The organism is Pseudomonas sp. JV241A (genome assembly GCF_900275665.1).
GTDB classification, from domain to species: domain Bacteria; phylum Pseudomonadota; class Gammaproteobacteria; order Pseudomonadales; family Pseudomonadaceae; genus Aquipseudomonas; species Aquipseudomonas wadenswilerensis.
Window position 1 is genome coordinate 117,792 of sequence record NZ_OPYO01000010.1, and the last position, 20,225, is coordinate 138,016.

The 20,225-nt window shown below is 61.0% G+C and carries 21 protein-coding genes and 2 pseudogenes; 7 read left to right on the forward strand and 16 right to left on the reverse strand.

From position 1 onward, the window contains the following. Positions 1 to 40 precede the first annotated feature (40 nt). Positions 41 to 820, forward strand: coding sequence for a PhzF family phenazine biosynthesis protein (locus JV241A_RS05590; RefSeq protein WP_134061535.1), 780 nt, complete (start codon positions 41 to 43; stop codon positions 818 to 820). 50 nt (positions 821 to 870) lie between these two features. Here the strand turns inward: JV241A_RS05590 and JV241A_RS05595 are convergent, their stop codons facing one another. Both JV241A_RS05595 and argF read right to left on the reverse strand, forming a co-directional pair. After that, positions 871 to 1,980: an ABC transporter ATP-binding protein gene (locus tag JV241A_RS05595; protein WP_134061536.1), complete on the reverse strand. Its 1,110-nt coding sequence runs from the start codon at positions 1,978 to 1,980 to the stop codon at positions 871 to 873. After that, on the reverse strand, positions 1,977 to 2,897 hold the full coding sequence (gene argF, locus JV241A_RS05600; RefSeq protein ID WP_115085619.1) for an ornithine carbamoyltransferase: 921 nt from the start codon (positions 2,895 to 2,897) through the stop codon (positions 1,977 to 1,979). Before argF ends, JV241A_RS05595 begins: the two co-directional genes overlap by 4 nt. 377 nt (positions 2,898 to 3,274) lie before the next feature. Here argF and JV241A_RS05605 point away from each other — a divergent pair, with 377 nt between their 5' ends. Further along, complete coding sequence (locus JV241A_RS05605; protein ID WP_134061537.1) at positions 3,275 to 5,383, forward strand: molybdopterin oxidoreductase family protein; 2,109 nt, start codon at positions 3,275 to 3,277, stop codon at positions 5,381 to 5,383. A gap of 92 nt (positions 5,384 to 5,475) precedes the next feature. Further along, a complete protein-coding gene (grxD, locus tag JV241A_RS05610; RefSeq protein WP_028943477.1) occupies positions 5,476 to 5,811 on the forward strand; it encodes a Grx4 family monothiol glutaredoxin in 336 nt (111 codons plus the stop codon). 70 nt (positions 5,812 to 5,881) lie between these two features. Here grxD and bfr read toward each other — a convergent pair whose 3' ends face one another. From bfr to JV241A_RS27405, 3 genes are all read right to left on the reverse strand, one after another. Beyond that, positions 5,882 to 6,352, reverse strand: coding sequence for a bacterioferritin (gene bfr, locus JV241A_RS05615; RefSeq protein WP_115085621.1), 471 nt, complete (start codon positions 6,350 to 6,352; stop codon positions 5,882 to 5,884). A 198-nt stretch (positions 6,353 to 6,550) separates the two neighbouring features. Then, positions 6,551 to 6,769: a bacterioferritin-associated ferredoxin gene (locus tag JV241A_RS05620; protein ID WP_115085622.1), complete on the reverse strand. Its 219-nt coding sequence runs from the start codon at positions 6,767 to 6,769 to the stop codon at positions 6,551 to 6,553. Between the two features lie 62 nt (positions 6,770 to 6,831). Beyond that, positions 6,832 to 7,005, reverse strand: coding sequence for a hypothetical protein (locus JV241A_RS27405; RefSeq protein ID WP_166675650.1), 174 nt, complete (start codon positions 7,003 to 7,005; stop codon positions 6,832 to 6,834). Between JV241A_RS27405 and JV241A_RS05625 the strand changes: the two genes are divergently transcribed. Continuing rightward, positions 7,004 to 7,606: a peroxiredoxin gene (locus tag JV241A_RS05625; RefSeq protein ID WP_010221038.1), complete on the forward strand. Its 603-nt coding sequence runs from the start codon at positions 7,004 to 7,006 to the stop codon at positions 7,604 to 7,606. The genes JV241A_RS27405 and JV241A_RS05625 overlap by 2 nt on opposite strands. 119 nt (positions 7,607 to 7,725) lie before the next feature. Here JV241A_RS05625 and rnt read toward each other — a convergent pair whose 3' ends face one another. Both rnt and pyrC read right to left on the reverse strand, forming a co-directional pair. Continuing rightward, positions 7,726 to 8,397 carry a ribonuclease T gene (gene rnt / locus JV241A_RS05630; protein WP_115085623.1) on the reverse strand — a complete coding sequence of 224 codons (672 nt, stop codon included), beginning with the start codon at positions 8,395 to 8,397 and terminating at the stop codon, positions 7,726 to 7,728. Beyond that, positions 8,394 to 9,440, reverse strand: coding sequence for a dihydroorotase (pyrC, locus tag JV241A_RS05635; RefSeq protein ID WP_115085624.1), 1,047 nt, complete (start codon positions 9,438 to 9,440; stop codon positions 8,394 to 8,396). Before pyrC ends, rnt begins: the two co-directional genes overlap by 4 nt. 130 nt (positions 9,441 to 9,570) lie before the next feature. Here pyrC and JV241A_RS05640 point away from each other — a divergent pair, with 130 nt between their 5' ends. Together JV241A_RS05640 and JV241A_RS05645 are read left to right on the forward strand one after the other, a co-directional pair. Then, positions 9,571 to 10,524, forward strand: coding sequence for an OmpA family protein (locus tag JV241A_RS05640; RefSeq protein WP_115085625.1), 954 nt, complete (start codon positions 9,571 to 9,573; stop codon positions 10,522 to 10,524). A 129-nt stretch (positions 10,525 to 10,653) separates the two neighbouring features. Next, positions 10,654 to 11,871: an argininosuccinate synthase gene (locus JV241A_RS05645; RefSeq protein ID WP_115085626.1), complete on the forward strand. Its 1,218-nt coding sequence runs from the start codon at positions 10,654 to 10,656 to the stop codon at positions 11,869 to 11,871. Positions 11,872 to 12,279: 408 nt separating this feature from the next. On the opposite strand, the pseudogene JV241A_RS05650 reads toward JV241A_RS05645, so the two are convergent. Next, a pseudogene (locus tag JV241A_RS05650) lies at positions 12,280 to 12,483 on the reverse strand (hypothetical protein); the annotation flags it as partial. A 439-nt stretch (positions 12,484 to 12,922) separates the two neighbouring features. Here JV241A_RS05650 and JV241A_RS05655 point away from each other — a divergent pair. Further along, complete coding sequence (locus JV241A_RS05655) at positions 12,923 to 13,549, forward strand: response regulator transcription factor (RefSeq protein WP_115085627.1); 627 nt, start codon at positions 12,923 to 12,925, stop codon at positions 13,547 to 13,549. A gap of 61 nt (positions 13,550 to 13,610) precedes the next feature. Here the strand turns inward: JV241A_RS05655 and JV241A_RS05660 are convergent, their stop codons facing one another. From JV241A_RS05660 to metG, 8 genes and pseudogenes are all read right to left on the reverse strand, one after another. Further along, positions 13,611 to 13,793, reverse strand: a complete 183-nt coding sequence (locus JV241A_RS05660) for a hypothetical protein (RefSeq protein WP_115085628.1) — start codon at positions 13,791 to 13,793, stop codon at positions 13,611 to 13,613. 105 nt (positions 13,794 to 13,898) lie between these two features. Then, the gene (gene nth / locus JV241A_RS05665) at positions 13,899 to 14,537 is read right to left on the reverse strand and encodes an endonuclease III (RefSeq protein WP_115085629.1); all 639 of its coding nucleotides are present in this window, start codon (positions 14,535 to 14,537) and stop codon (positions 13,899 to 13,901) included. A gap of 4 nt (positions 14,538 to 14,541) precedes the next feature. Continuing rightward, complete coding sequence (locus JV241A_RS05670) at positions 14,542 to 15,066, reverse strand: Rnf-Nqr domain containing protein (RefSeq protein WP_115085630.1); 525 nt, start codon at positions 15,064 to 15,066, stop codon at positions 14,542 to 14,544. Beyond that, a complete protein-coding gene (locus JV241A_RS05675; RefSeq protein WP_134061538.1) occupies positions 15,059 to 15,676 on the reverse strand; it encodes an RnfABCDGE type electron transport complex subunit G in 618 nt (205 codons plus the stop codon). Before JV241A_RS05675 ends, JV241A_RS05670 begins: the two co-directional genes overlap by 8 nt. After that, entirely contained in the window at positions 15,673 to 16,653 is a 981-nt protein-coding gene (locus JV241A_RS05680) for an RnfABCDGE type electron transport complex subunit D (RefSeq protein WP_134061539.1), read from the reverse strand. Before JV241A_RS05680 ends, JV241A_RS05675 begins: the two co-directional genes overlap by 4 nt. A gap of 4 nt (positions 16,654 to 16,657) precedes the next feature. Next, a pseudogene (gene rsxB / locus JV241A_RS05685) lies at positions 16,658 to 17,494 on the reverse strand (electron transport complex subunit RsxB); the annotation flags it as partial. Beyond that, positions 17,491 to 18,072: an Rnf-Nqr domain containing protein gene (locus JV241A_RS05690; protein ID WP_134061541.1), complete on the reverse strand. Its 582-nt coding sequence runs from the start codon at positions 18,070 to 18,072 to the stop codon at positions 17,491 to 17,493. The pseudogene rsxB and the gene JV241A_RS05690, both read right to left, overlap by 4 nt. A gap of 90 nt (positions 18,073 to 18,162) precedes the next feature. Next, a complete protein-coding gene (gene metG / locus JV241A_RS05695; RefSeq protein WP_115085635.1) occupies positions 18,163 to 20,202 on the reverse strand; it encodes a methionine--tRNA ligase in 2,040 nt (679 codons plus the stop codon). Positions 20,203 to 20,225: the final 23 nt, after the last annotated feature.

The window sequence follows — 20,225 nt, forward strand, 5'->3', positions numbered from 1 at the left end:
CGGGCATGCTCTGTGGCCCGCCACTGAGAGAAATCGTCCCATGCAGCTTGAATTCCATCAGGTCGATGCCTTCAGCGACCGTCCCTTTGCCGGCAACCCGGCCATGGTCTATCGCCTCGGCAGCTGGCTCGCCGATGAGCTGATGCAGCAGATTGCCGCCGAACACAACCTGGCCGAGACCGCGTTCGTCGTCCCCCATACCGAAGGCTGGCAGATTCGCTGGTTCACCCCGACCACTGAAGTACCGCTGTGTGGCCACGCGACCCTGGCCAGTGCTCATGTGTTGCTGGAGGTCTATAACGTGCCGGGCGAGCGGCTGCTGTTCCAGAGTAAATCCGGCCCGCTGAGCGTAAGCCGCGAGGGCGGGCGCTTGCAGCTGGATTTTCCGCGTGTCGATCCGCAACTGCTGGATGAAGCGCTGCCGGTGGCCGAAGCCCTGGGCTGCCCGGTGCTGGAAGTATGGAAAACCAGCGAACTGTTGGTGCGGGTCGAATCCGAGCAGGTGTTGCGCGCTTGTACGCCGGACATGACAGCGCTGGCGCAATTACCGGGGCTGGGAGTGATCGTCACGGCGCCAGGTATCGAGCACGACTTTGTTTCGCGCTACTTTGCGCCGGGGATAGGCATACCGGAAGATCCGGTGACAGGTTCCACCCACTGCAGCCTGATCCCGTACTGGGCGCAGCGCCTGGGCAAGAGCGAGCTGCGCGCGTTCCAGTGTTCGAGTCGCGGCGGTGAGTTGTTCTGCCGGCTGGAGGGGGAGCGGGTGAAGATTGCCGGGAATGCCAGGCTGGTGGCCAGTGGGGTTTTGATGATTTAGAAGCATCGCGGGGCAAGCACGCTCCCACATGCCCCGCGATTGGCCTTACATCAGACCGCCGAGCTGTACCGGCGAACGCCGTTCTCCGGCACCGGCAACTGCGCCGCCACGCTGCCCGGAACGGCAAACACCACCAGGTGATCCGCCGCCACTTCAATCCCTACTTCGGCACCGACCTGATGGTCGTTGTGGCTCGGGAAGATCGCTTCCAGCTGGCTGCCGGTCGGCAGTTGCAGGCGATACAGGGTCGAGGCGCCAAGGAAGCTCTTGCCCACGATCAGCGCCTTCAGCTCGCTGTGCGGCGCATGGATGATGTCGTCCGGGCGCAGCAGCACATCCACGGCGCTACCAGGTGTCAGGGTATAGGCACGGTTGCCGCGCAGTTCACCGAGCTCGGTGCGTACCGATTCCGGGCTGGTCAGCTGGCCGCGAATGAAATAGCCCTGGCCAATGAAGCTGGCCACAAACGGCGTCAGCGGTTCGTGGTAGAGGTTGTAGGGGGTATCCCATTGCTCCAGGCGACCTTCCTTGAACACACCGACGTGATCGCTGACGGCGAAGGCTTCTTCCTGATCGTGAGTGACCAGGATCGCGCTGGTGCCACGGCTTTTGAGGATGTCGCGCACTTCGTGGCTCAGGCGCCGGCGCAGCTCTACGTCGAGGTTGGAGAACGGCTCGTCGAGCAGCAGCAGTTGCGGTTCGGGCGCCAGCGCGCGGGCCAGGGCCACACGTTGCTGCTGGCCGCCGGAAAGCTCGTGGGGGTAGCGTTTGCCCAGGCCGCCGAGCTTGACCAGCTCGAGCATCTCTTCGACCACCTGGCGCTGTTGCGGGTGCTTGCCGATACCGAAGGCAATGTTCTCGGCCACGGTCAGGTGCGGGAAGAGCGCGTAGTCCTGGAACACCATGCCGATCCGGCGTTTCTCCGGTGCCAGGGTGAATCCGGCCTTGGAGATGACCTCGCCGCCCAGCTGGATCTCGCCTTCGTGCACCGGCTCGAAGCCGGCGATGGCGCGCAGGGTGGTGGTCTTGCCGCAGCCTGAGGAGCCCAGCAGGCAACCGATGTCGCCGGCGTTCAGGTGCAGGTTGAGGTTCTGGACGATGCGCTGCTCGCCATAGCCACAGGCGAGCTCGCGCAGGTTAAGCAGTAAAGGTTGACTCATGCGTGGTGATAGGCCGGTTCAACAAGAAATTCGAGAAGCGCCTTCTGTGCATGCAAGCGGTTTTCGGCCTGGTCCCAGGCGACCGAACGGGGGTCGTCGAGCAGGTCCAGGCTGATTTCCTCGCCGCGGTGAGCGGGCAGGCAGTGCATGAACAGGGCATCGGGTGCTGCCAGGTCGAGCAGTTCGCGGGTTACCTGGTAAGGCGCGAACAAGGCCAGACGCCGTGCAGTTTCCTCTTCCTGACCCATGGAAGTCCAGACATCGGTGCTCACCAGGTGGGCACCCTGCACCGCATCCTTGGGTTCACGGAAGATCTGCACGCGATCACCGGCCTGGGCCAGGAACTGCGGATTGGGCTCGAATTCGGCCGGGCAGGCGATGCGCAGCTGGAAGTCGAACTGGATCGCCGCTTCTATATAGCTGTTGCACATGTTGTTGCCGTCGCCGATCCAGGCCACGGTCTTGCCCTGGATGGCGCCGCGGTGCTCGAGGAAGGTCTGCATGTCGGCCAGCAGCTGGCACGGGTGCAGGTCGTCGGACAGGCCGTTGATCACCGGCACCCGCGAGTTGGCGGCGAATTCGGTCAGGGTGCTGTGGGCAAAGGTACGGATCATCACCGCATCGAGCATGCGCGACATGACGATGGCGCAGTCGCCAATCGGCTCGCCACGGCCCAGCTGGGTGTCCCGTGGCGAGAGGAAGATGGCCTGGCCGCCAAGCTGGATCATGCCGGCTTCGAACGACAGGCGGGTGCGGGTCGAGGACTTTTCGAAGATCATCCCCAGCACGCGGTTTTTCAGCGGTTCGAACAGTACGCCGCGGTTACGCAGGTCCTTCAGCTCGATACCTCGACGGATCACACTGAGCAGTTCGTCGGGTGTGAAATCCATCAGGGAGAGAAAGTGCCTAGCGCTCATTTTTGACTACCTTTTTGCAACAGACCGCAGATCAGCCATACCGGTTTTTCAAAACAACGGAAGTGACCTGCGGCGAAAGCCGCACGGGGCGACGAATTAGGGGAAGACGCAATACTATAATTAAATGTCGCGTCATACCAAGAGGGGGTTTCGTCGCCGATGTTTCAGGCAGTGTCGTAACCCATTGGTCAGAAGCTTTTTTTATACGTTACACAAGGGTTTTACACTGCCTGCCAGCGCCTTGGCAAACCCGGCAGCGGCCCCACGGCGAATCGCTGCGCCTGATGCCTGAAGATTCACGCGACAAACCTCACTGGTCGCCAGGCCGGGTCAGGCTCATAGTCGGTTGATCCCAGACACCCGAGCAAGAGGTGGCCATGAACAAGACCCAGCATCACCGTGCCTGTCATCTATGTGAAGCCATCTGCGGCTTGACCCTGGAGATCACCCACGAACCCGATGCCGCCCCGCGCATCACTTCGATCAAGGGCGACCCCGAGGACAGCTTCAGCCGCGGCCATATCTGCCCCAAGGCGGTGGCCTTGCAGGATATCCAGAACGATCCGGATCGCTTGCGTGCGCCACACAAGCGCGTCGCTGACAGCTGGCAGGCGATCAGTTGGGAGGAAGCCTTCGAACTGGCCGCGCAAAAGCTCTGGGCCATCCAGCAGGCCCATGGGCAGAACGCCGTGGCCGTCTATCAAGGCAACCCGAGTGTGCACAACTACGGGCTGATGACCCACAGTAACTACTTCCTCGGCCTGCTCAAGACCCGTAACCGCTTCTCTGCCACCTCGGTGGACCAGCTTCCGCATCACCTGACCAGCTACCTGATGTACGGCCATGGCCTGCTGCTGCCGATCCCGGATATCGACAACACCGAGTTCATGTTGATCCTTGGCGGCAACCCACTGGCCTCCAACGGCAGCATCATGACCGTGCCGGACGTCGAGAAGCGCCTCAAGGCAATCCAGGCCCGCGGCGGCAAACTGGTGGTGGTCGACCCGCGCCGTAGCGAGACGGCGGCCATGGCCGACCAGCATGTGTTCATCCGTCCTGGCGGTGATGCGGCGCTGCTCTGCGGCCTGCTCAACACTTTGTTTGCCGAGGGCCTTACCCGCCAATCGACATTGCCGGTCGATGGTCTGGACGAGGTGCAAGCGGCGATCGCGCCGTTCACCGCCGAGACCATGAGCCCGCTGTGCGGCGTCGATGCCCAGGTAATTCGCCAATTGGCCCGGGACTTTGCCGCCGCCGACAAGGCGGTCTGTTACGGGCGCATGGGCGTCTCGACCCAGGCCTTTGGCACCTTGTGCCACTGGCTGGTGCAGTTGATCAACCTGGTCAGCGGCAACCTCGACCGCGTGGGTGGCGCCCTGTGTACCGAGCCTGCGGTGGATCTGGTGGCCAGTACGTCGGGTGGGCATTTCAATGTCTGGCAGAGCCGGGTCTCCGGGCTTCCCGAGTACGGCGGCGAATTGCCGGTGGCGGCCCTGGCCGAAGAGATGCTGGTCGAAGGGGAAGGGCAGGTTCGCGCGCTGGTGACGGTCGCGGGTAACCCGGTGCTGTCCACGCCCAATGGCCGGCAGCTGGAGCGGGCCCTGGACGGCCTTGAGTTCATGCTCAGCATCGACCTGTACATCAACGAAACTACCCGTTACGCCGACCTGATCCTGCCGTCCACCTCGGCACTGGAGAACGATCACTACGACACCACCTTCAACCTGTTCGCGGTACGCAATGTCAGTCGCTTCAATCGGGCCATGCTGCCCAAACCCGAAGGCGCCTTGCATGACTGGGAGATCTTCGTCGGCCTGGCCAAGGCCTTTGCCGCTCTCAGCGAGAAGCCGTTGAAGCCGACCTTGCCGCCGGCGCAAATGATCGATATCGGCTTGCGCCAGGGCCGATATGGGGATGCTTCGGCGTTCAAACTGTCGCTTGAGACCCTCGATCAGTACCCGCATGGCATCGACCTGGGCCCGCTGCAGCCGAACCTGGCTGCGCGTTTGAAGACGGCTAACCAACGGGTTCAAGCCGCACCGCCGGAAATTCTCGGCGACCTGCAGCGCTTTGCCGGGCAACAGCCGCTGGCGGCGGATCAACTGCTGCTGATCGGTCGTCGCCATGTGCGCAGCAATAATTCCTGGATGCACAACTACCATCGCCTGGTGAAAGGCAAGCCGCGTCACCAGCTGTTGATGCATCCGGATGACCTGGCCGGCCGCCAGTTGCAGGATGGCCAGCGGGTGCGGGTCAGCTCGCGGGTCGGGGAAATCGAGGTCGAGGTGCAGTCCAGCAGCGACATGATGCCGGGGGTGGTCAGCTTGCCCCATGGCTTTGGCCATGCCCGTGCCGGGGTGCGCATGGAGATCGCCCAGGGCCAGCCCGGCGCCAGCGCCAACGACCTTACCGATGAGCGCCAGCTGGATGCGGTGTCGGGCAATGCGGCGCTCAACGGCGTGCCGGTGCAGGTGGTTGCGGCCTGATATCGGCAAGGCCGAGCGTCCTGCTCGGCTTTCCGATACAATGCGTCACCGTGCCGACAACCAGGTCGGAAAGTTCAGCCGCGAGGTGCTTCATGGATATCATTGAAACAATCAAAGAGCAGATTGCCAACAACACCATTCTGCTTTACATGAAAGGCTCGCCGAATGCCCCGCAGTGCGGTTTTTCGGCCAAGGCGGCGCAAGCCGTGATGGGTTGTGGCGAAAAATTCGCTTACGTGGATATCCTGCAGAATCCGGAAATCCGCGCCAACCTGCCAAAGTACGCCAACTGGCCAACCTTCCCGCAACTGTGGGTTGCCGGTGAGCTGGTCGGCGGTTCCGACATCATGGCCGAAATGTTTGCCAACGGCGAACTGCAGACCCTGATCAAGGAAGCTGCAGCCAAGGCTGAGGCAGCCAAGGCCTGATTCCAGGTTTGGTCAAAAAAAAGCCCCGCAGTGCGGGGCTTTTTTGTGCCTGTAGGGCAGGGCGGTGAACTTACTCGCCCATTTGCGACTGCAGGTAGTTCTCCAGCGTGACCTTGTCGATCAGGCTCAATTGGGTTTCCAGCCAGTCGATGTGCTCTTCCTCGGCTTCGAGAATGTCTTCGAGCAGCTCACGGCTGCCGAAGTCGCCGACGGTCTCGCAGTGGGCGATGGCGGCCTTGAGGTCGACCAGGCCTTTTTGCTCGATCTTCAGGTCGCACTCAAGCATTTCCTTGGTGTGCTCGCCAATCAGCAACTTGCCCAGGTCCTGGACGTTGGGGATGCCTTCGAGGAACAGAATACGCTTGATCAGTTTGTCAGCGTGTTTCATCTCTTCGATGGATTCTTTGTACTCGTGCTTGCCGAGCTTCTCCAGACCCCAGTCCTCGTACATGCGTGCATGCAGGAAGTATTGGTTGATTGCGACCAGCTCGTTTCCGAGGATCTTGTTGAGATGCTGGATGACGCTAACGTCGCCTTTCATGATGGGGTCCTGCCCTGTAAGTGTGTCTATAAAGGCAAGTCTGAGCCTCGCAACTTCTACTGTCAAACCTAAGTTATTGAATAATAAATGAAAATTAATCGGAATAAGAATGTTTGTGTTCCGCGTTAAACCTCTAACTACTTGAATTACAGGCATAAAAAAACCGGACACTGGGTCCGGTTCTTGGAATTCGCTGAATTATGCTGCAGTAAATTCTACAGGATAGGGCAGGGCAGCCTGGCTGACCTGAAGCTCGGTGAGGGTTTCGCGCACTACCTGCTTGGCCAGGCAGGCACATTTGCCACACTGGCTCGCCACGTTGGTGGCGGTTCTGACTTCCTTGTAGCTGCAGCATCCTTCATAGATCGCATCGCGGATCTGTCCGTCGGTCACACCAACACAAAGACACACATACATAGGGCTGACCATCGCTGGTTAAGGCTCAATGCGAAGAAGCTTAATGTTAATGAGAATGCTTGTCAAAACTCTTTCTGCAAGGTGCGGACTAGAGCGACCAACGGCAGATTGTCGAGCATTCGGACTGAAATTCGGCGAGTCGCGCCGGGCGGTGTATGATGGTCGGCCATTTCGATGCCGGGCCGCTGCATGCTGGCCTGTGCAAGATGATTCCACCCCATCAGGAGATATCGCATGAGCGTACTCGTTGGCAAAAATGCCCCGGACTTCACCGTTCCAGCTGTTCTGGGCAACGGCGAAATCGTCGACAGCTTCAACCTGGCTTCGGCCATCAAGGGCAAGTACGGCCTGGTGTTCTTCTACCCGCTGGACTTCACCTTCGTCTGCCCGTCCGAGCTGATCGCCCTGGACCACCGCATGGCCGAATTCAAGGCGCGCAACGTTGAAGTGATCGCCGTGTCGATCGACTCGCACTTCACCCACAACGCCTGGCGCAACACCCCGATCAATGCCGGCGGCATCGGTCAGGTCCAGTACATCATGGCTGCCGACATGAAGCACGACATCGCCAAGGCCTACGACGTAGAGTCCGAAGGCGGCGTAGCTTTCCGTGGTGCTTTCCTGATCGACGACAAGGGCGTTGTTCGCTCGCAGATCGTCAACGACCTGCCGCTGGGCCGCAACATGGACGAGCTGCTGCGTCTGGTCGACGCCCTGCAATTCCACGAAGAGCACGGCGAAGTCTGCCCTGCCAACTGGAAAAAAGGCGACAAGGGCATGACCGCTTCGCCAGAAGGCGTTGCTGCTTACCTGAGCGAGAACGCTGGCAAGCTGTAATTGCCAGGCATAAAAAAACCGGCCTTGATGGCCGGTTTTTTTATGCCTGAAGGAGCGGGCTTGCCCCGCGATAGCATTCTGCATGCTATATCGCATCGCGAGGCAAGCCCGCTCCAACATCAGTCGTTGAAGTCCTGCCAGCCGCCCATTTCTTTCCAGCGGTTGACGATGCCGCAGAACAGCTCGGCGGTCTTCTCGGTGTCGTAACGCGCCGAGTGCGCCTCACGGCCATCGAAGTCGATGTCGGCGCTCTGGCAGGCCCGCGCCAGTACGGTCTGGCCATAGGCAAGGCCGGCCAGGGTGGCGGTGTCGAAGCTCGAGAACGGATGAAACGGGTTGCGCTTCATGTCGTGGCGGGCCACGGCGGCATTGAGGAAGCCCAGGTCGAAGCTGCTGTTGTGGCCGACCAGGATCGCCCGTTTGCAGCCATTGGCCTTCAGCGCCTTGCGCACGCCACGGAAGATGTCGGTCAAGGCCGACTCCTCGCTGACCGCCATGCGCAGCGGGTGGTCGAGCTTGATCCCGGTGAACTCCAGGGCAGCCTGTTCGATGTTGGCGCCTTCGAACGGCTCGACGCGGAAGAAATAGGTGTGTTCCGGGAACAGGAAGCCTTTTTCGTCCATGCCGATGGTGACCGCGGCGATCTCCAGCAGGGCGTCGGTTGCGCTGTTGAAACCGCCGGTCTCAACGTCGACAACTACTGGCAGGTAACCGCGAAAGCGTTCAGCCATTGGGTGGCGCGAACCGCCGCCATGACCTTCCTGGTCGTCTTCGTACTGATCTTCGCTCACGCAGTTTCCTCCAGCAGGCGCCAGCGCAGTTGCTCACCGGCGCGCAGCGGGATAACGGTCTGCTCGCCGAACGGCAAGCTGCTTGGGGCGGTCCAGCTGTCGCGGACCAGGGTAATGCTATCGGTGTTTACCGGCAGGCCGTAGAAGGCCGGGCCGTGCAGGCTGGCGAAGCCTTCGAGCTTGTCCAGCGCATTGCGTTGTTCGAACGCTTCGGCGTACATCTCGATCGCGGCATAGGCGGTGTAGCAACCGGCACAGCCACAGGCGGCTTCCTTGGCGTGCTGGGCGTGCGGAGCCGAGTCGGTGCCGAGAAAGAACTTGCTGCTACCGCTGGTGGCGGCGTCCAGCAAGGCCACCTGGTGGGTGTTGCGCTTGAGGATCGGCAGGCAATAGAAGTGCGGACGAATTCCGCCCACCAGCATGTGGTTGCGGTTGTACAGCAGGTGCTGGGCAGTGATGGTCGCGCCAACGTTGGCCGGGGCCTCGTTGACGAACTGCACGGCGTCGCTGGTGGTGATGTGTTCGAACACTACCTTGAGGGTCGGAAAGCGCTCGACCACACGGCGCAGGTGTTCGTCGATGAACAGCTTTTCGCGGTCGAACACGTCGATTTCGCTGCGGGTCACTTCACCGTGCACCAGCAGTGGCATGCCGACCTCGGCCATGGCTTCGAGCACCGGGAAGATCTTGTCGACGCTGGTTACACCGGAGTCAGAGTTGGTCGTCGCGCCAGCCGGATAGAGCTTGGCGGCGTGGACGAAGCCGGTGGCCTTGGCCGCGCGGATTTCCTCGGGCTGGGTGCGGTCGGTGAGGTACAGCACCATCAGCGGCTCGAAACGGCTGCCGGCAGGGCGTGCGGCGAGGATGCGCTCGCGGTAGGCACCGGCTTCGGCGGCGTTGCGCACCGGTGGTACCAGGTTGGGCATGATGATTGCGCGGGCAAAGGTGCGCGCAACGTCGCCGACGGTATGCGGCAATACAGCGCCATCACGAAGATGGATGTGCCAGTCGTCGGGACGCAGGAGGGTCAGGCGGTCGGACATTGGGGATTCCAGGCGGGTCGAACTCAAGGTGAATGCTACCGGAAAAGCCGGTTACGAGCACTCGCTATCAAGTTTTGCCGCGACCGACCGATAGCGTGCAGGTATACCGTGAAAATCTGTGGAGCCGCCCGTGCGCCAGCGTTATCTAGCCCTGCTCAGTGTGTTTGCCAGCATGCCCGCCATGGCACTCACCTTCCAGACCCGTCTGGAGAACATCGAGTGGAAGGTCGAAGGCGATCAGTTCGAATGTCGGCTGGTTCAACCCATTGCCGATTTCGGTAGCGGCGAGTTTGTCCGCCGTGCCGGTGAACAGCCGACTTTCCAGCTGCGTTCAAGCAGCAATGTACTGGGTGCCGGCTCCGCCACTCTGCTGGCGGCGGCTGCGCCGTGGCAGCCCGGGCGGGGCGATATCAACCTGGGCGCGGTGCGCATGGCCCGCAGCGGTGTGCTTTTTACCAGCTCCCAGGGCCAGGCCAGCCGCCTTATCAACGGTTTGCTCGATGGACGCAGCACCGTGGTGCGCAACGCTGCCGGTGAAGCCGGGCGGACCATGGAAGTGCGGGTGTTGCCGGTCAAGTTCAACAAGGCCTACGGAGATTATCAGGCCTGCGCGGCGAAACTCCTGCCGATGAACTATGACCAGGTGCGCCAGGCGCGGGTCGGCTTTCCGGGCGGTGGTATTGACCTGGATGCCGATGCCCGGGCACGCCTGGACGTGATCCTCGACTTCCTCAAGGCCGACCCGACGGTCAACCACGTCGAGCTCGACGGCCACTCCGACAACAGCGGCAACCGCCTGACCAACCGCGATCTGTCGCGGCGCCGGGCGCTGGCGGTGATGGAGTACCTCAAGGCCCACGGCGTTCCCGAAGAGCAGATCACCGTGCGCTTTCATGGTGAGCGCTATCCGCTGGCGCGCAACAACACCGCGGCCAACCGCGCGCGCAACCGACGGGTGAACATTCAGCTCGATCGGGTGACGCCTGTCGAAAAAACGGTAGCAAAACCCGTTGAGCCGGCAGCCAAACCGCCGGCCACGCCTGCTGCCGCAGCCGATACTGTCAAGCCCGCAAGCAAGTCCTGAGCTGCGACCGTCCGTCGCGCTCTCGACAGTTCCTGTCGCTTTGTCGTCACAAGCTGTCGCCCCACTGTAAATTTTGTCGCAAGGCCGGTAGAATCGACGGCTTTCCGTACAACCCCGTGGAGTGATGGCATGGCGGACGTAAAAAAGGTCGTACTGGCGTATTCCGGCGGCCTTGATACTTCGGTGATTCTCAAGTGGCTGCAGGATACCTACAACTGTGAAGTGGTGACCTTCACCGCTGACCTGGGACAGGGCGAAGAGGTCGAGCCGGCCCGCGCCAAGGCTCAGGCCATGGGCGTCAAGGAAATCTACATCGATGACCTGCGCGAGGAATTCGTACGCGACTTCGTGTTCCCGATGTTCCGCGCCAACACCGTCTACGAAGGCGAGTACCTGCTGGGTACTTCCATCGCTCGTCCGCTGATCGCCAAGCGCCTGATCGAAATCGCCAACGAGACCGGCGCCGATGCCATCTCCCATGGTGCGACCGGCAAGGGCAACGACCAGGTACGTTTCGAGCTGGGTGCCTACGCGCTCAAGCCAGGCGTCAAGGTCATTGCGCCATGGCGTGAGTGGGACCTGCTGTCCCGTGAAAAACTGATGGACTACGCCGAGAAGCACGGTATCCCGATCGAGCGTCACGGCAAGAAGAAGTCGCCGTACTCGATGGACGCCAACCTGCTGCACATCTCCTACGAGGGTGGTGTACTGGAGGATACCTGGACCGAGCACGAAGAAGACATGTGGCGCTGGACCAAGTCGCCAGAAAACGCCCCGGACGTTCCGACCTACCTGGAACTGACCTACCGCAACGGCGACATCGTTGCCCTGGACGGCGTTGAAATGTCGCCAGCCACCGTACTGGCCACCCTCAACCGCATCGGCGGCGAGAACGGCATCGGTCGCCTGGACATCGTCGAGAACCGTTACGTCGGCATGAAGTCGCGCGGCTGCTACGAAACCCCAGGCGGCACCATCATGCTGCGCGCCCACCGGGCGATCGAGTCGATCACCCTGGACCGCGAAGTCGCTCACCTGAAGGATGAGCTGATGGTCAAGTACGCCAGCTTGATCTACACCGGTTACTGGTGGAGCCCGGAGCGTCTGATGCTGCAACAGATGATCGATGCTTCGCAGGTCAACGTGAACGGTGTGGTACGCCTGAAGCTGTACAAGGGCAATGTCATCGTTACCGGCCGCAAGTCTGACGACTCGCTGTTCGACGCCAACATCGCCACCTTCGAAGAAGATGGCGGCGCGTACAATCAGGCAGACGCAGCGGGCTTCATCAAGCTCAACGCCCTGCGCATGCGCATTGCGGCCAACAAGGGTCGGACCCTGATCTGATCATTGCTGCCTGTGAAAGAACCCCGGCTTGCCGGGGTTTTTTTTAGCTGCAGGTTGCACTCAAGGCTGGGTTTCGCTCGATGATTGAGTCTGTAGAGTGGTTTGCGCCCCGGTGTCGAGGTTGTACAGAATCCATTTATTACACGGCAGCCGCGAGGGTTGGAGTGCCTGTAGGGCGAAGTATTTCATCAGGTGAGTTGCTGCAGGCCCGCGCAGGGTGATGATCACTGTACTTTGTTCGGAAATATCCGGAAGCATATGCGTTGCGTTAATTGTTTCAGCTTGTATGCTCGCTGAACTTGCGCGGAGATCCTCGGTTGCGGATGTTTCAGGCAAGGCGGGTATATACATGGGCCTGACCACCGGAGCAGGGCCGGTGATTGTGCCGGGCGCCGGCTCGCTAATGTCGGGTGAGTAAAGGGATTTATAGTTGAAGTTCAAGGTAAGAAAGAACAACACCGTGAGGAAGAACGGGAATCCCACCAGGAACCAAGTGTAGGTACTCTGGCTATCCTCGCCCAGAAATGGCAAAGAGGCCAGTGCCGACGCTTCGATGATGCCCGCGAAAATGGCAATGATCGTCAGTGGGCTTTTCGGCTCGGCTTTACTCATACAGCTCCCCTTGCGTTCAGCGATTGCACTGCGGTGTGAGAGCAGGGTTTAGCATCTCCGACGGTATTCGGACAGCGTGGCGCATTTCACGGCTTGGCAATATATCCCGGGTTACGTAGGGCGGTATTTCGTTGCTGGGGGATTTTGTTTTTATCAAACAAGCCTATAGGACATTTCCTTCAGGTAATTAAGCTAAGTTTCATAGGTGGTTTCTATATCTGGTGCTACCTTTATCCAATAAGTGTTGGAGGCTTTGTGCGTGTGCTCCAATGCTATTTTGCAAAGTATCGTTATTTAGGTGCTTTGTAGGATAATTCTTTTAAGGCTGTAGGCAGTGTCCTTGTATGCAATTGCTGGTTAATGGCGCAATACAATATGTCATGTAACTAGGCTATTGTGCGGACTCAAAAAATAGAACAGCGAACAATTGGATTTGCCCATGAATAAAGTCCTGATCGTGGATGATCATCCGGTCATTCGCCTGGCTGTACGCATGTTGATGGAGCGGCATGGTTATGAAGTCATTGCGGAGACGGATAACGGCGTGGACGCGTTGCAGCTGGCGCGGGAGCATGGCCCGGACATCGTCATTCTGGATATCGGCATCCCCAAGCTTGATGGCCTGGAGGTCATCGCCAGGTTGACCGCCAATAATGCCGGTATCAAGGTACTGGTGCTGACGTCCCAGGCACCCGGGCATTTTTCCATGCGCTGCATGCAGGCAGGGGCAGCCGGGTATGTCTGTAAGCAACAGGATCTCACCGAGTTGCTCAGTGCCATAAAGGCGGTGCTTTCCGGCTACAGCTATTTCCCGAACCAGGCGCTGCATTCGGTACGGTCGAACCTCGGTGGCTCAAGCGAGGCTGATATGGTCGAGCGCTTGTCGGGGCGGGAAATGATGGTCCTGCAGCAACTGGCGCGGGGCAAGACCAACAAGGAGATCGCCGATGGCATGTTTCTCAGCAACAAGACGGTCAGCACTTACAAGACGCGTTTGCTGCTCAAGCTCAATGCACGCTCGCTGGTTGACCTGATCGAACTGGCCCAGCGCAACGGTCTGGTTTGATACACCCAGAAACAACAAAGCCTCCAGCAAGGAGGCTTTTTGATTAATAGACGTCGATCCGTCAGAGGTCGAAGTCGTAATCGGCCAATTGCTTCTGCAAGCGCCGCTCTTCCAGCAGGTTATCGATGGTGCGGCGTTTGCTCAGGTTGGTTTTCGCCACTTCAACCTGGGGCTCGTCATCTGCATCTTCAGTGCCGATGTCGTCTACTACCTCTACATCCAGGTCTTCTTTATCGGTGCTCATAAGTCACTCCAAGCCAAGAGGGCCATTGGCGCACCTTATAGCGAGAATTTCTGAGCGGGTAAAAAAGATTTTTTCAATCGACTGGGCAGTGTTTTCACTATCCGCTCAATCGTCCGAGGTTTTCTGCTTGTACTCGCACAAATCTTCGATGCGGCAACTTCCACAGCGGGGCTTGCGTGCCTGGCACACATAGCGGCCATGCAGGATCAGCCAGTGGTGAGCGTCCAGCAGGTAAGCCTTGGGCACGAACTTCATCAAAGCCTTTTCGACCTCCAGAACAGTCTTGCCCGGGGCTATGCCGGTGCGGTTGCTGACCCGGAAGATATGCGTGTCGACGGCCATGGCCATTTGCCGAAACGCAGTGTTCAGCACCACGTTGGCGGTCTTGCGGCCAACTCCGGGCAGGGCTTCCAGCGCTTCACGGGTTTCCGGCACCTGGCTGCCATGCTGCTCGACCAGCAGGCGACAGGTTTCGATGACGTTTTTCGCCTTGCTGTTGTACAGGCCGATGGTCTTGATGTATTCGGACAGGCCTTCAACGCCCAGGGCGTAGATCGCTTCCGGGGTATTGGCGACCGGATACAGTTTGGCCGTGGCCTTGTTCACGCTGACATCGGTGGCCTGGGCCGAGAGGATTACCGCAATCAGCAGTTCGAAAGGATTGGTGTAGGCCAGCTCGGTTTTCGGCTCGGGGTTGTCTTCGTGCAGCCTGCGAAAGATTTCCAGGCGTTTGGCGGCATTCATGGGGTCAAAGCTTTCCTTGACGACGTGAAGGGGCCCGCCTCTGGCGAACCCGGTTATACAAGGCCAGTAACAGGCCCAGAAGCATTAGCGCACCCGGCAACAGGCTGGCCAGGCGCAGATTGGCAAATTCGCCCAGCAACTGTCGCGTGAGCCCCATGGCAATGCACAGCGAGGCGAATCCTGCCAACGTCATCGCAGCAGTACGCCAGCGGGCATTGTTACCCAGGGCAAACTCGAACAGCAGGCATTGTACGGCGATCAATGCCGGATAGGGGGCCAGTGCCAGCGACAGCGGCAGGGCCCAGGCGCGCAGGCCCAGTTCCAGACAGGTGACCAGCAAGGCTGCCAGCAGCACGCTGGCGAACAGCTTGGCGCTACCGTCCAGCACCTTGCGCAGCGGTGTCATGCACAGCCGGTGCAGGCCGATGACCAGCAGGCTGCACAGCGCAATGGCACTGGCCTGCAGCAACGTCTGGGTAGCTCCCAGCAAGGGTGCCAGGCTTACGGCGGCGAGCCATGGTCTATTCATCGGCGGCTCCAGCGAGAAGCTGCTGACGGTGCTCGTCGAAATAGCGCAGGGCATCGTGGGTAGCCTGAATGACTGCGCGTGAGGTGACGGTAGCGCCGGCCAGTTGATCGAACTGGCCGCTATCTCGCTTGAGCGCCCAGGCTGTATCGGCAGTGCTTTGCCGGCTGCTGCCGACAAAACCCTGCAGCCAGGTGTTGCCGGGCTCAACCAGCTTGCCGCCCAGGCCTGGGGTTTCCTGTTGCTGCAACACCTTGACGCCGATCAGGCGACCGCCCTCGTCAATGGCAATCAGCAGGTCGAGCGGGCCGCCGTAGCCCTGGGTTTGACTATGCAGCACGACCGCGCGGGGCTGGCCCTTCAGGGTCGCCAGATAGCCTGCGAGCAGGCGGCTGTGATCCAGGGTGGCGGCCCCCAGGCGCAGGGGGTGTTGCAGCGGCTGGTTGTCGTAATGCTGTTCTGGCAGCACGCTCAGCCAGCGCTGGGCTTTGAGCTGTTGCTCGGCTTCAGTGATGCGCGGGGCGGTGAACTGCTGCCAGAGTACCGTGCCGCCTACGGCCAGCACGATAAGCGTCAATAACAGCAGCGCGGTGCGTATCGATGAGGTGTTCATTGCGTCTGCCCACGCTCTGCCCAGCGCTCCAGCGTCGGAACGCATAGATTCATCAACAATACCGCGAACGCGGCGCCGTCGGGATAGCTGCCCCAGGTCCGGATCAGGTAGATGAGCAAGCCCGCGCCGATGCCAAACAGCAGCTTGGCCCTTGGGCTTTTCGGCCCTGATATCGGCTCGGTGACGATGAAAAACGCAGCCAGCATGGTAGAGCCGGACAGCAGATGCAGCAGCGGCGAGCCGTTGGAGTCCGAGCCCGAGCCGTTCCAGCACACCAGGCTGATCAGCATCAGGCTGGCCAGCAGGCCGACCGGGGCGTGCCAGCTGATGACCTTGCGCTGCAACAGCAGCAGGCCGCCGAGCAAAAAGGCCAGGTTGACCGCTTCGCTGCCCCGGCCACCCAAGCGCCCGAAGCCCGGATGACTGGCGAACAGCTCATCCATGGTCAGGCTGCGGTTGTTGCGCAGGCCGTCCAGTACCGTGGCTTGCGCCCAGGCATCCGGCTGGCTGCCGGAACCAAGGCCGAATACCTGCTGCAGCGTGTCTGTCAGTCCAAGCACCTGAGTGACCGGCCACTGGGTCATATGCTGTGGAAACGCCAACAACACCAGCGCATAGCCAACCATTGCCGGGTTGAACAGATTCTTGCCGACACCGCCGTAGAGTTGTTTGCCCAGGGCAATGGCGCTGCTGGCGGCAATCATTGGCAGCCACCAGGGGACGTAGGCGGGCAGTGCTGCCGTCAGCAGGACGGCAGTGACCAGGGCGCTGCCGTCGTTCAGTGCGGGCAGGCTCGGCCGTTGTTGCAGTTTCAGTAGCATCGCTTCGCTTGCCAACGCGGCACTGGCGCACAGCAGCAGATTCAGCAGCAGCCCCCAGCCGTGCAGCCACAATAAGGTCAGCAACCCTGGCGCACAGGCCAGCAGCACCAGGGCCATGGTGCTGCGCAGGCGCTCGCGGTTATCAGCCGCGGCCATCGCCGGCTGCCGGTTGTAGCGCTTGCAGGCGTGTCTGGGCCAGTTGCGCTTCGCTCTCAAGTTCAGCCAGTTGTGCTTGCTGGGCCTCGCTAGGTACATCGCCAAAGGCAGCCCTGGCCTTGTTCAGTTGCGCCCGGCTCATGGCAGCGGCGATTTTCGCCTGCTTGAGGGCGGCATCGGCGGCAGCGGCCTTTTGCACCTTGACGCGTTCGATGGCGGCCTTGATCGGGTCGTCGACAACCGCGCTCGAGGTGGCGACGGTGGCGTTGGCCGCACGCTGGCTGCGAGCCAGGCGTTCGGCCTGCTTGCGTGCTTCTTCGCGCTGCAGGCGCTGGTTGCGCTGCTCAAAGCGCCGCCGGGCATGGTTGCGCTTGTGGCCGCGGGCTGCAAGCGCTTCGGCGTCCCGGGCCAGGCCGCCGACAATTGGCACGACGTTGCTGCTGGCGGTGAGCGGCAGCAGGTCAATGCAGTCAACCGGGCAGGGCGCCACGCACAGGTCGCAGCCCGTGCATTCGGCGCTGATCACGGTGTGCATCAGCTTGGCCGCGCCGATGATGGCGTCCACCGGGCAGGCCTGGATGCATTTGGTGCAGCCAATGCATTCGGCTTCGCGAATATAGGCGACCTGCGCCGGTGCATGGCCGCGCTCGTGATCAAGTTCGATCACCGGCACATCCAGTAGCCGGGCCAGGGCGGTGATGGTTTCGCGGCCCCCAGGCGGGCATTTGTTGATCGCTTCGCCCGCCGCGAGGCCTTCGGCGTAAGGCCGGCAACCCGGGTGGCCACATTTGCCGCATTGGGTCTGCGGCAGCAGGGCGTCGATGCGTTGAATCAGGCTCATGGGTTGAATAATCCGTTGAAACCGAGAAACGCCATGGCCATTACGCCGGCGCCGATCAGCTCGATCGGCAGGCCGCGAAAAGCCATGGGGATATCGTCGTTGTCGCTGCGCTGGCGCAGGTCGGCGAATAGGCTCAGGGCCAGCCAGAAACCCAGGCCGCCCCCCAGGCTCCAGCCCAGGGTTTGCGCGATGCCATAGCCGCCTTCACTGACCTGCAGGCTCAAGCCTAGCAGTGCCATGTTGGCCAGCAGCAGTGGCAGCAGGTCATCGAACGGCAGGGCCGGTAGCAGGTGTGTCAGCAGTTTGAGCAGTGGCGAGATCAGCAGCACGCTCAGCGCCAGGAACACGAACAGGCGCAGGTACTCAAGCGCCAGGGGCAACAACGCCAAGCGATAAATCAGTTGCCCGATCCCGACGGTCAAAACCAGCAACAGCAAAGTCGCCAGCCCCAGCGCATGCACCTGACGCCGATACTGATCGGTACTGCTGCGTGGCAGTGGGTCGATGGCCAGCCCCTGGTGCAGGACCAGGTTGTTGATCAGCGCGGCGCTGACCAGGGCCAGGAAGAATTCGCTCATGAGGGGGCCGAATGCTGAGGCTGTCCGCCATTATCCGGCAATGACGCGAGGATGAGAACGCCCCGGCCGCAATCAGTCGGGGCGAGAGCCTTACTTGATGCGTTGGCCCGGCTTGGCGCCGCTGTCAGGGCTGAGCAGGTAGATCTCTTCGCCGCCAGGGCCGGCGGCCATGACCATGCCTTCGGAGACGCCGAAACGCATTTTGCGTGGCTTGAGGTTGGCGATCATCATGGTCAGGCGACCTTCGAGCTTGGCCGGGTCCGGGTAGGCCGACTTGATGCCGGAGAACACGTTGCGCTGCTCGTCGCCGATATCCAGGGTCAGGCGCAAGAGCTTGTCGGCGCCTTCCACGGCTTCGGCCTTGAGGATCAGGGCAACCCGCAGGTCGACGGCGGCGAAGGTGTCGAAGTCGATCTCGGCCGACAGCGGGTCCTTGGTCAGTTCACCATTGCCGGTGACAACGCTGGTCTGGCTGGCCGCCAGGTCTTCCTTGGAGGCAGCGGTCATGGCTTCGACCTTGGCCGGGTCGATACGGCTCATCAGCGCCTTGAACGGGTTGAGCTGGTGGTTGCTCAGGCGGGTCTGATGGTCGGCCCAGGTCAGCGGGGCGACGTTGAGGAACGCCTCGGCGTCGGTGGCCAGCACTGGCAGCACCGGCTTGAGGAAGATCACCAGCTGGCGGAACAGGTTGATGCCCTGGGCGCAGATCGCCTGGACTTCGTCCTGCTTGCCTTCCTGCTTGGCCAGCGACCATGGCGCCTTGTCGGCAATCCAGGCGTTGGCGCGGTCGGCCAGGCCCATGATTTCGCGCATGGCCCGGGCGAAGTCGCGGCCTTCGTAGGCTTCCGCAATGCCCGGCGCGGCGGCGAGGAAAGCTTCGGTCAGCTCAGGCGCGGCGTCGCCGTCAACCATTACGCCGTCGTTGCCCTTGTGGATGAAGCCGGCGCAACGGCTGGCAATGTTGACCACCTTGCCAACCAGGTCGGAGTTGACCTTCTGGATAAAGTCTTCCAGGTTCAGGTCGAGGTCGTCGACGCCGCGGCCCAGCTTGGAGGCGTAGTAGTAGCGCAGGTATTCCGGCGCCAGGTGATCCAGGTAGGTGCGGGCCTTGATGAAGGTGCCGCGCGACTTGGACATCTTCGAGCCGTTGACGGTCAGGTAGCCGTGCACGTTGATGCCGGTCGGCTTGCGGTAGCCGGCGCCTTCGAGCATGGCTGGCCAGAACAGGGCGTGGAAGTTGACGATGTCCTTGCCGATGAAGTGGTACAGCTCGGCTTTCGAGTCCTTGTTCCAGAACGCATCGAAGTCCAGCTCCGGGCGGCGTGCGCAGAGGTTCTTGAAGCTGGCCATGTAGCCGATCGGTGCGTCCAGCCAGACGTAGAAGTACTTGCCCGGCTCGTCGGGGATCTCGAAGCCGAAGTACGGCGCGTCACGGGAGATATCCCATTCCTGCAGGCCGGCATCCAGCCATTCGGCGATCTTGTTGGCAACCGCGTCCTGCAGTGTGCCGCTGCGGGTCCACTGCTGGAGCATGGCCTGGAAGTCGGGCAGCTTGAAGAAGAAGTGCTGCGAGTCCTTGAGCACCGGGGTGGCGCCGGAGATCGCCGACTTGGGGTTCTTCAGCTCGGTCGGCGCATAGGTGGCGCCGCATTTTTCGCAATTGTCGCCGTACTGGTCTTCAGCGGCGCACTTGGGGCAGGTGCCCTTGATGAAGCGGTCGGCCAGGAACATTTTCTTGTCCGGGTCGAAGTACTGGGTGATCGAACGGGTGGCAATGTGCCCGGCGTCACGCAGCTTGAGATAGATTTGGCTCGACAGCTCGCGGTTTTCTTCGGCGTGGGTCGAGTGGAAGTTGTCGAAATCGACCAGGAAATCGGCGAAATCCCCGCTGTGCTCGGCCTGGACGGCGGCAATCAGCTGTTCAGGAGTGATGCCTTCCTTCTCGGCGCGCAGCATGATGGCCGAACCGTGGGCGTCGTCAGCGCAGACATAAATGCACTGGTTGCCGCGAAGCTTCTGGAAGCGCACCCACATGTCTGTCTGGATGTACTCGAGCATATGGCCAAGGTGAATGGAACCATTGGCATAGGGCAGGGCGCTGGTGACGAGAATCTGACGTGGCTCGGACATGGGGGCTCGGCTACTTTTTTCGG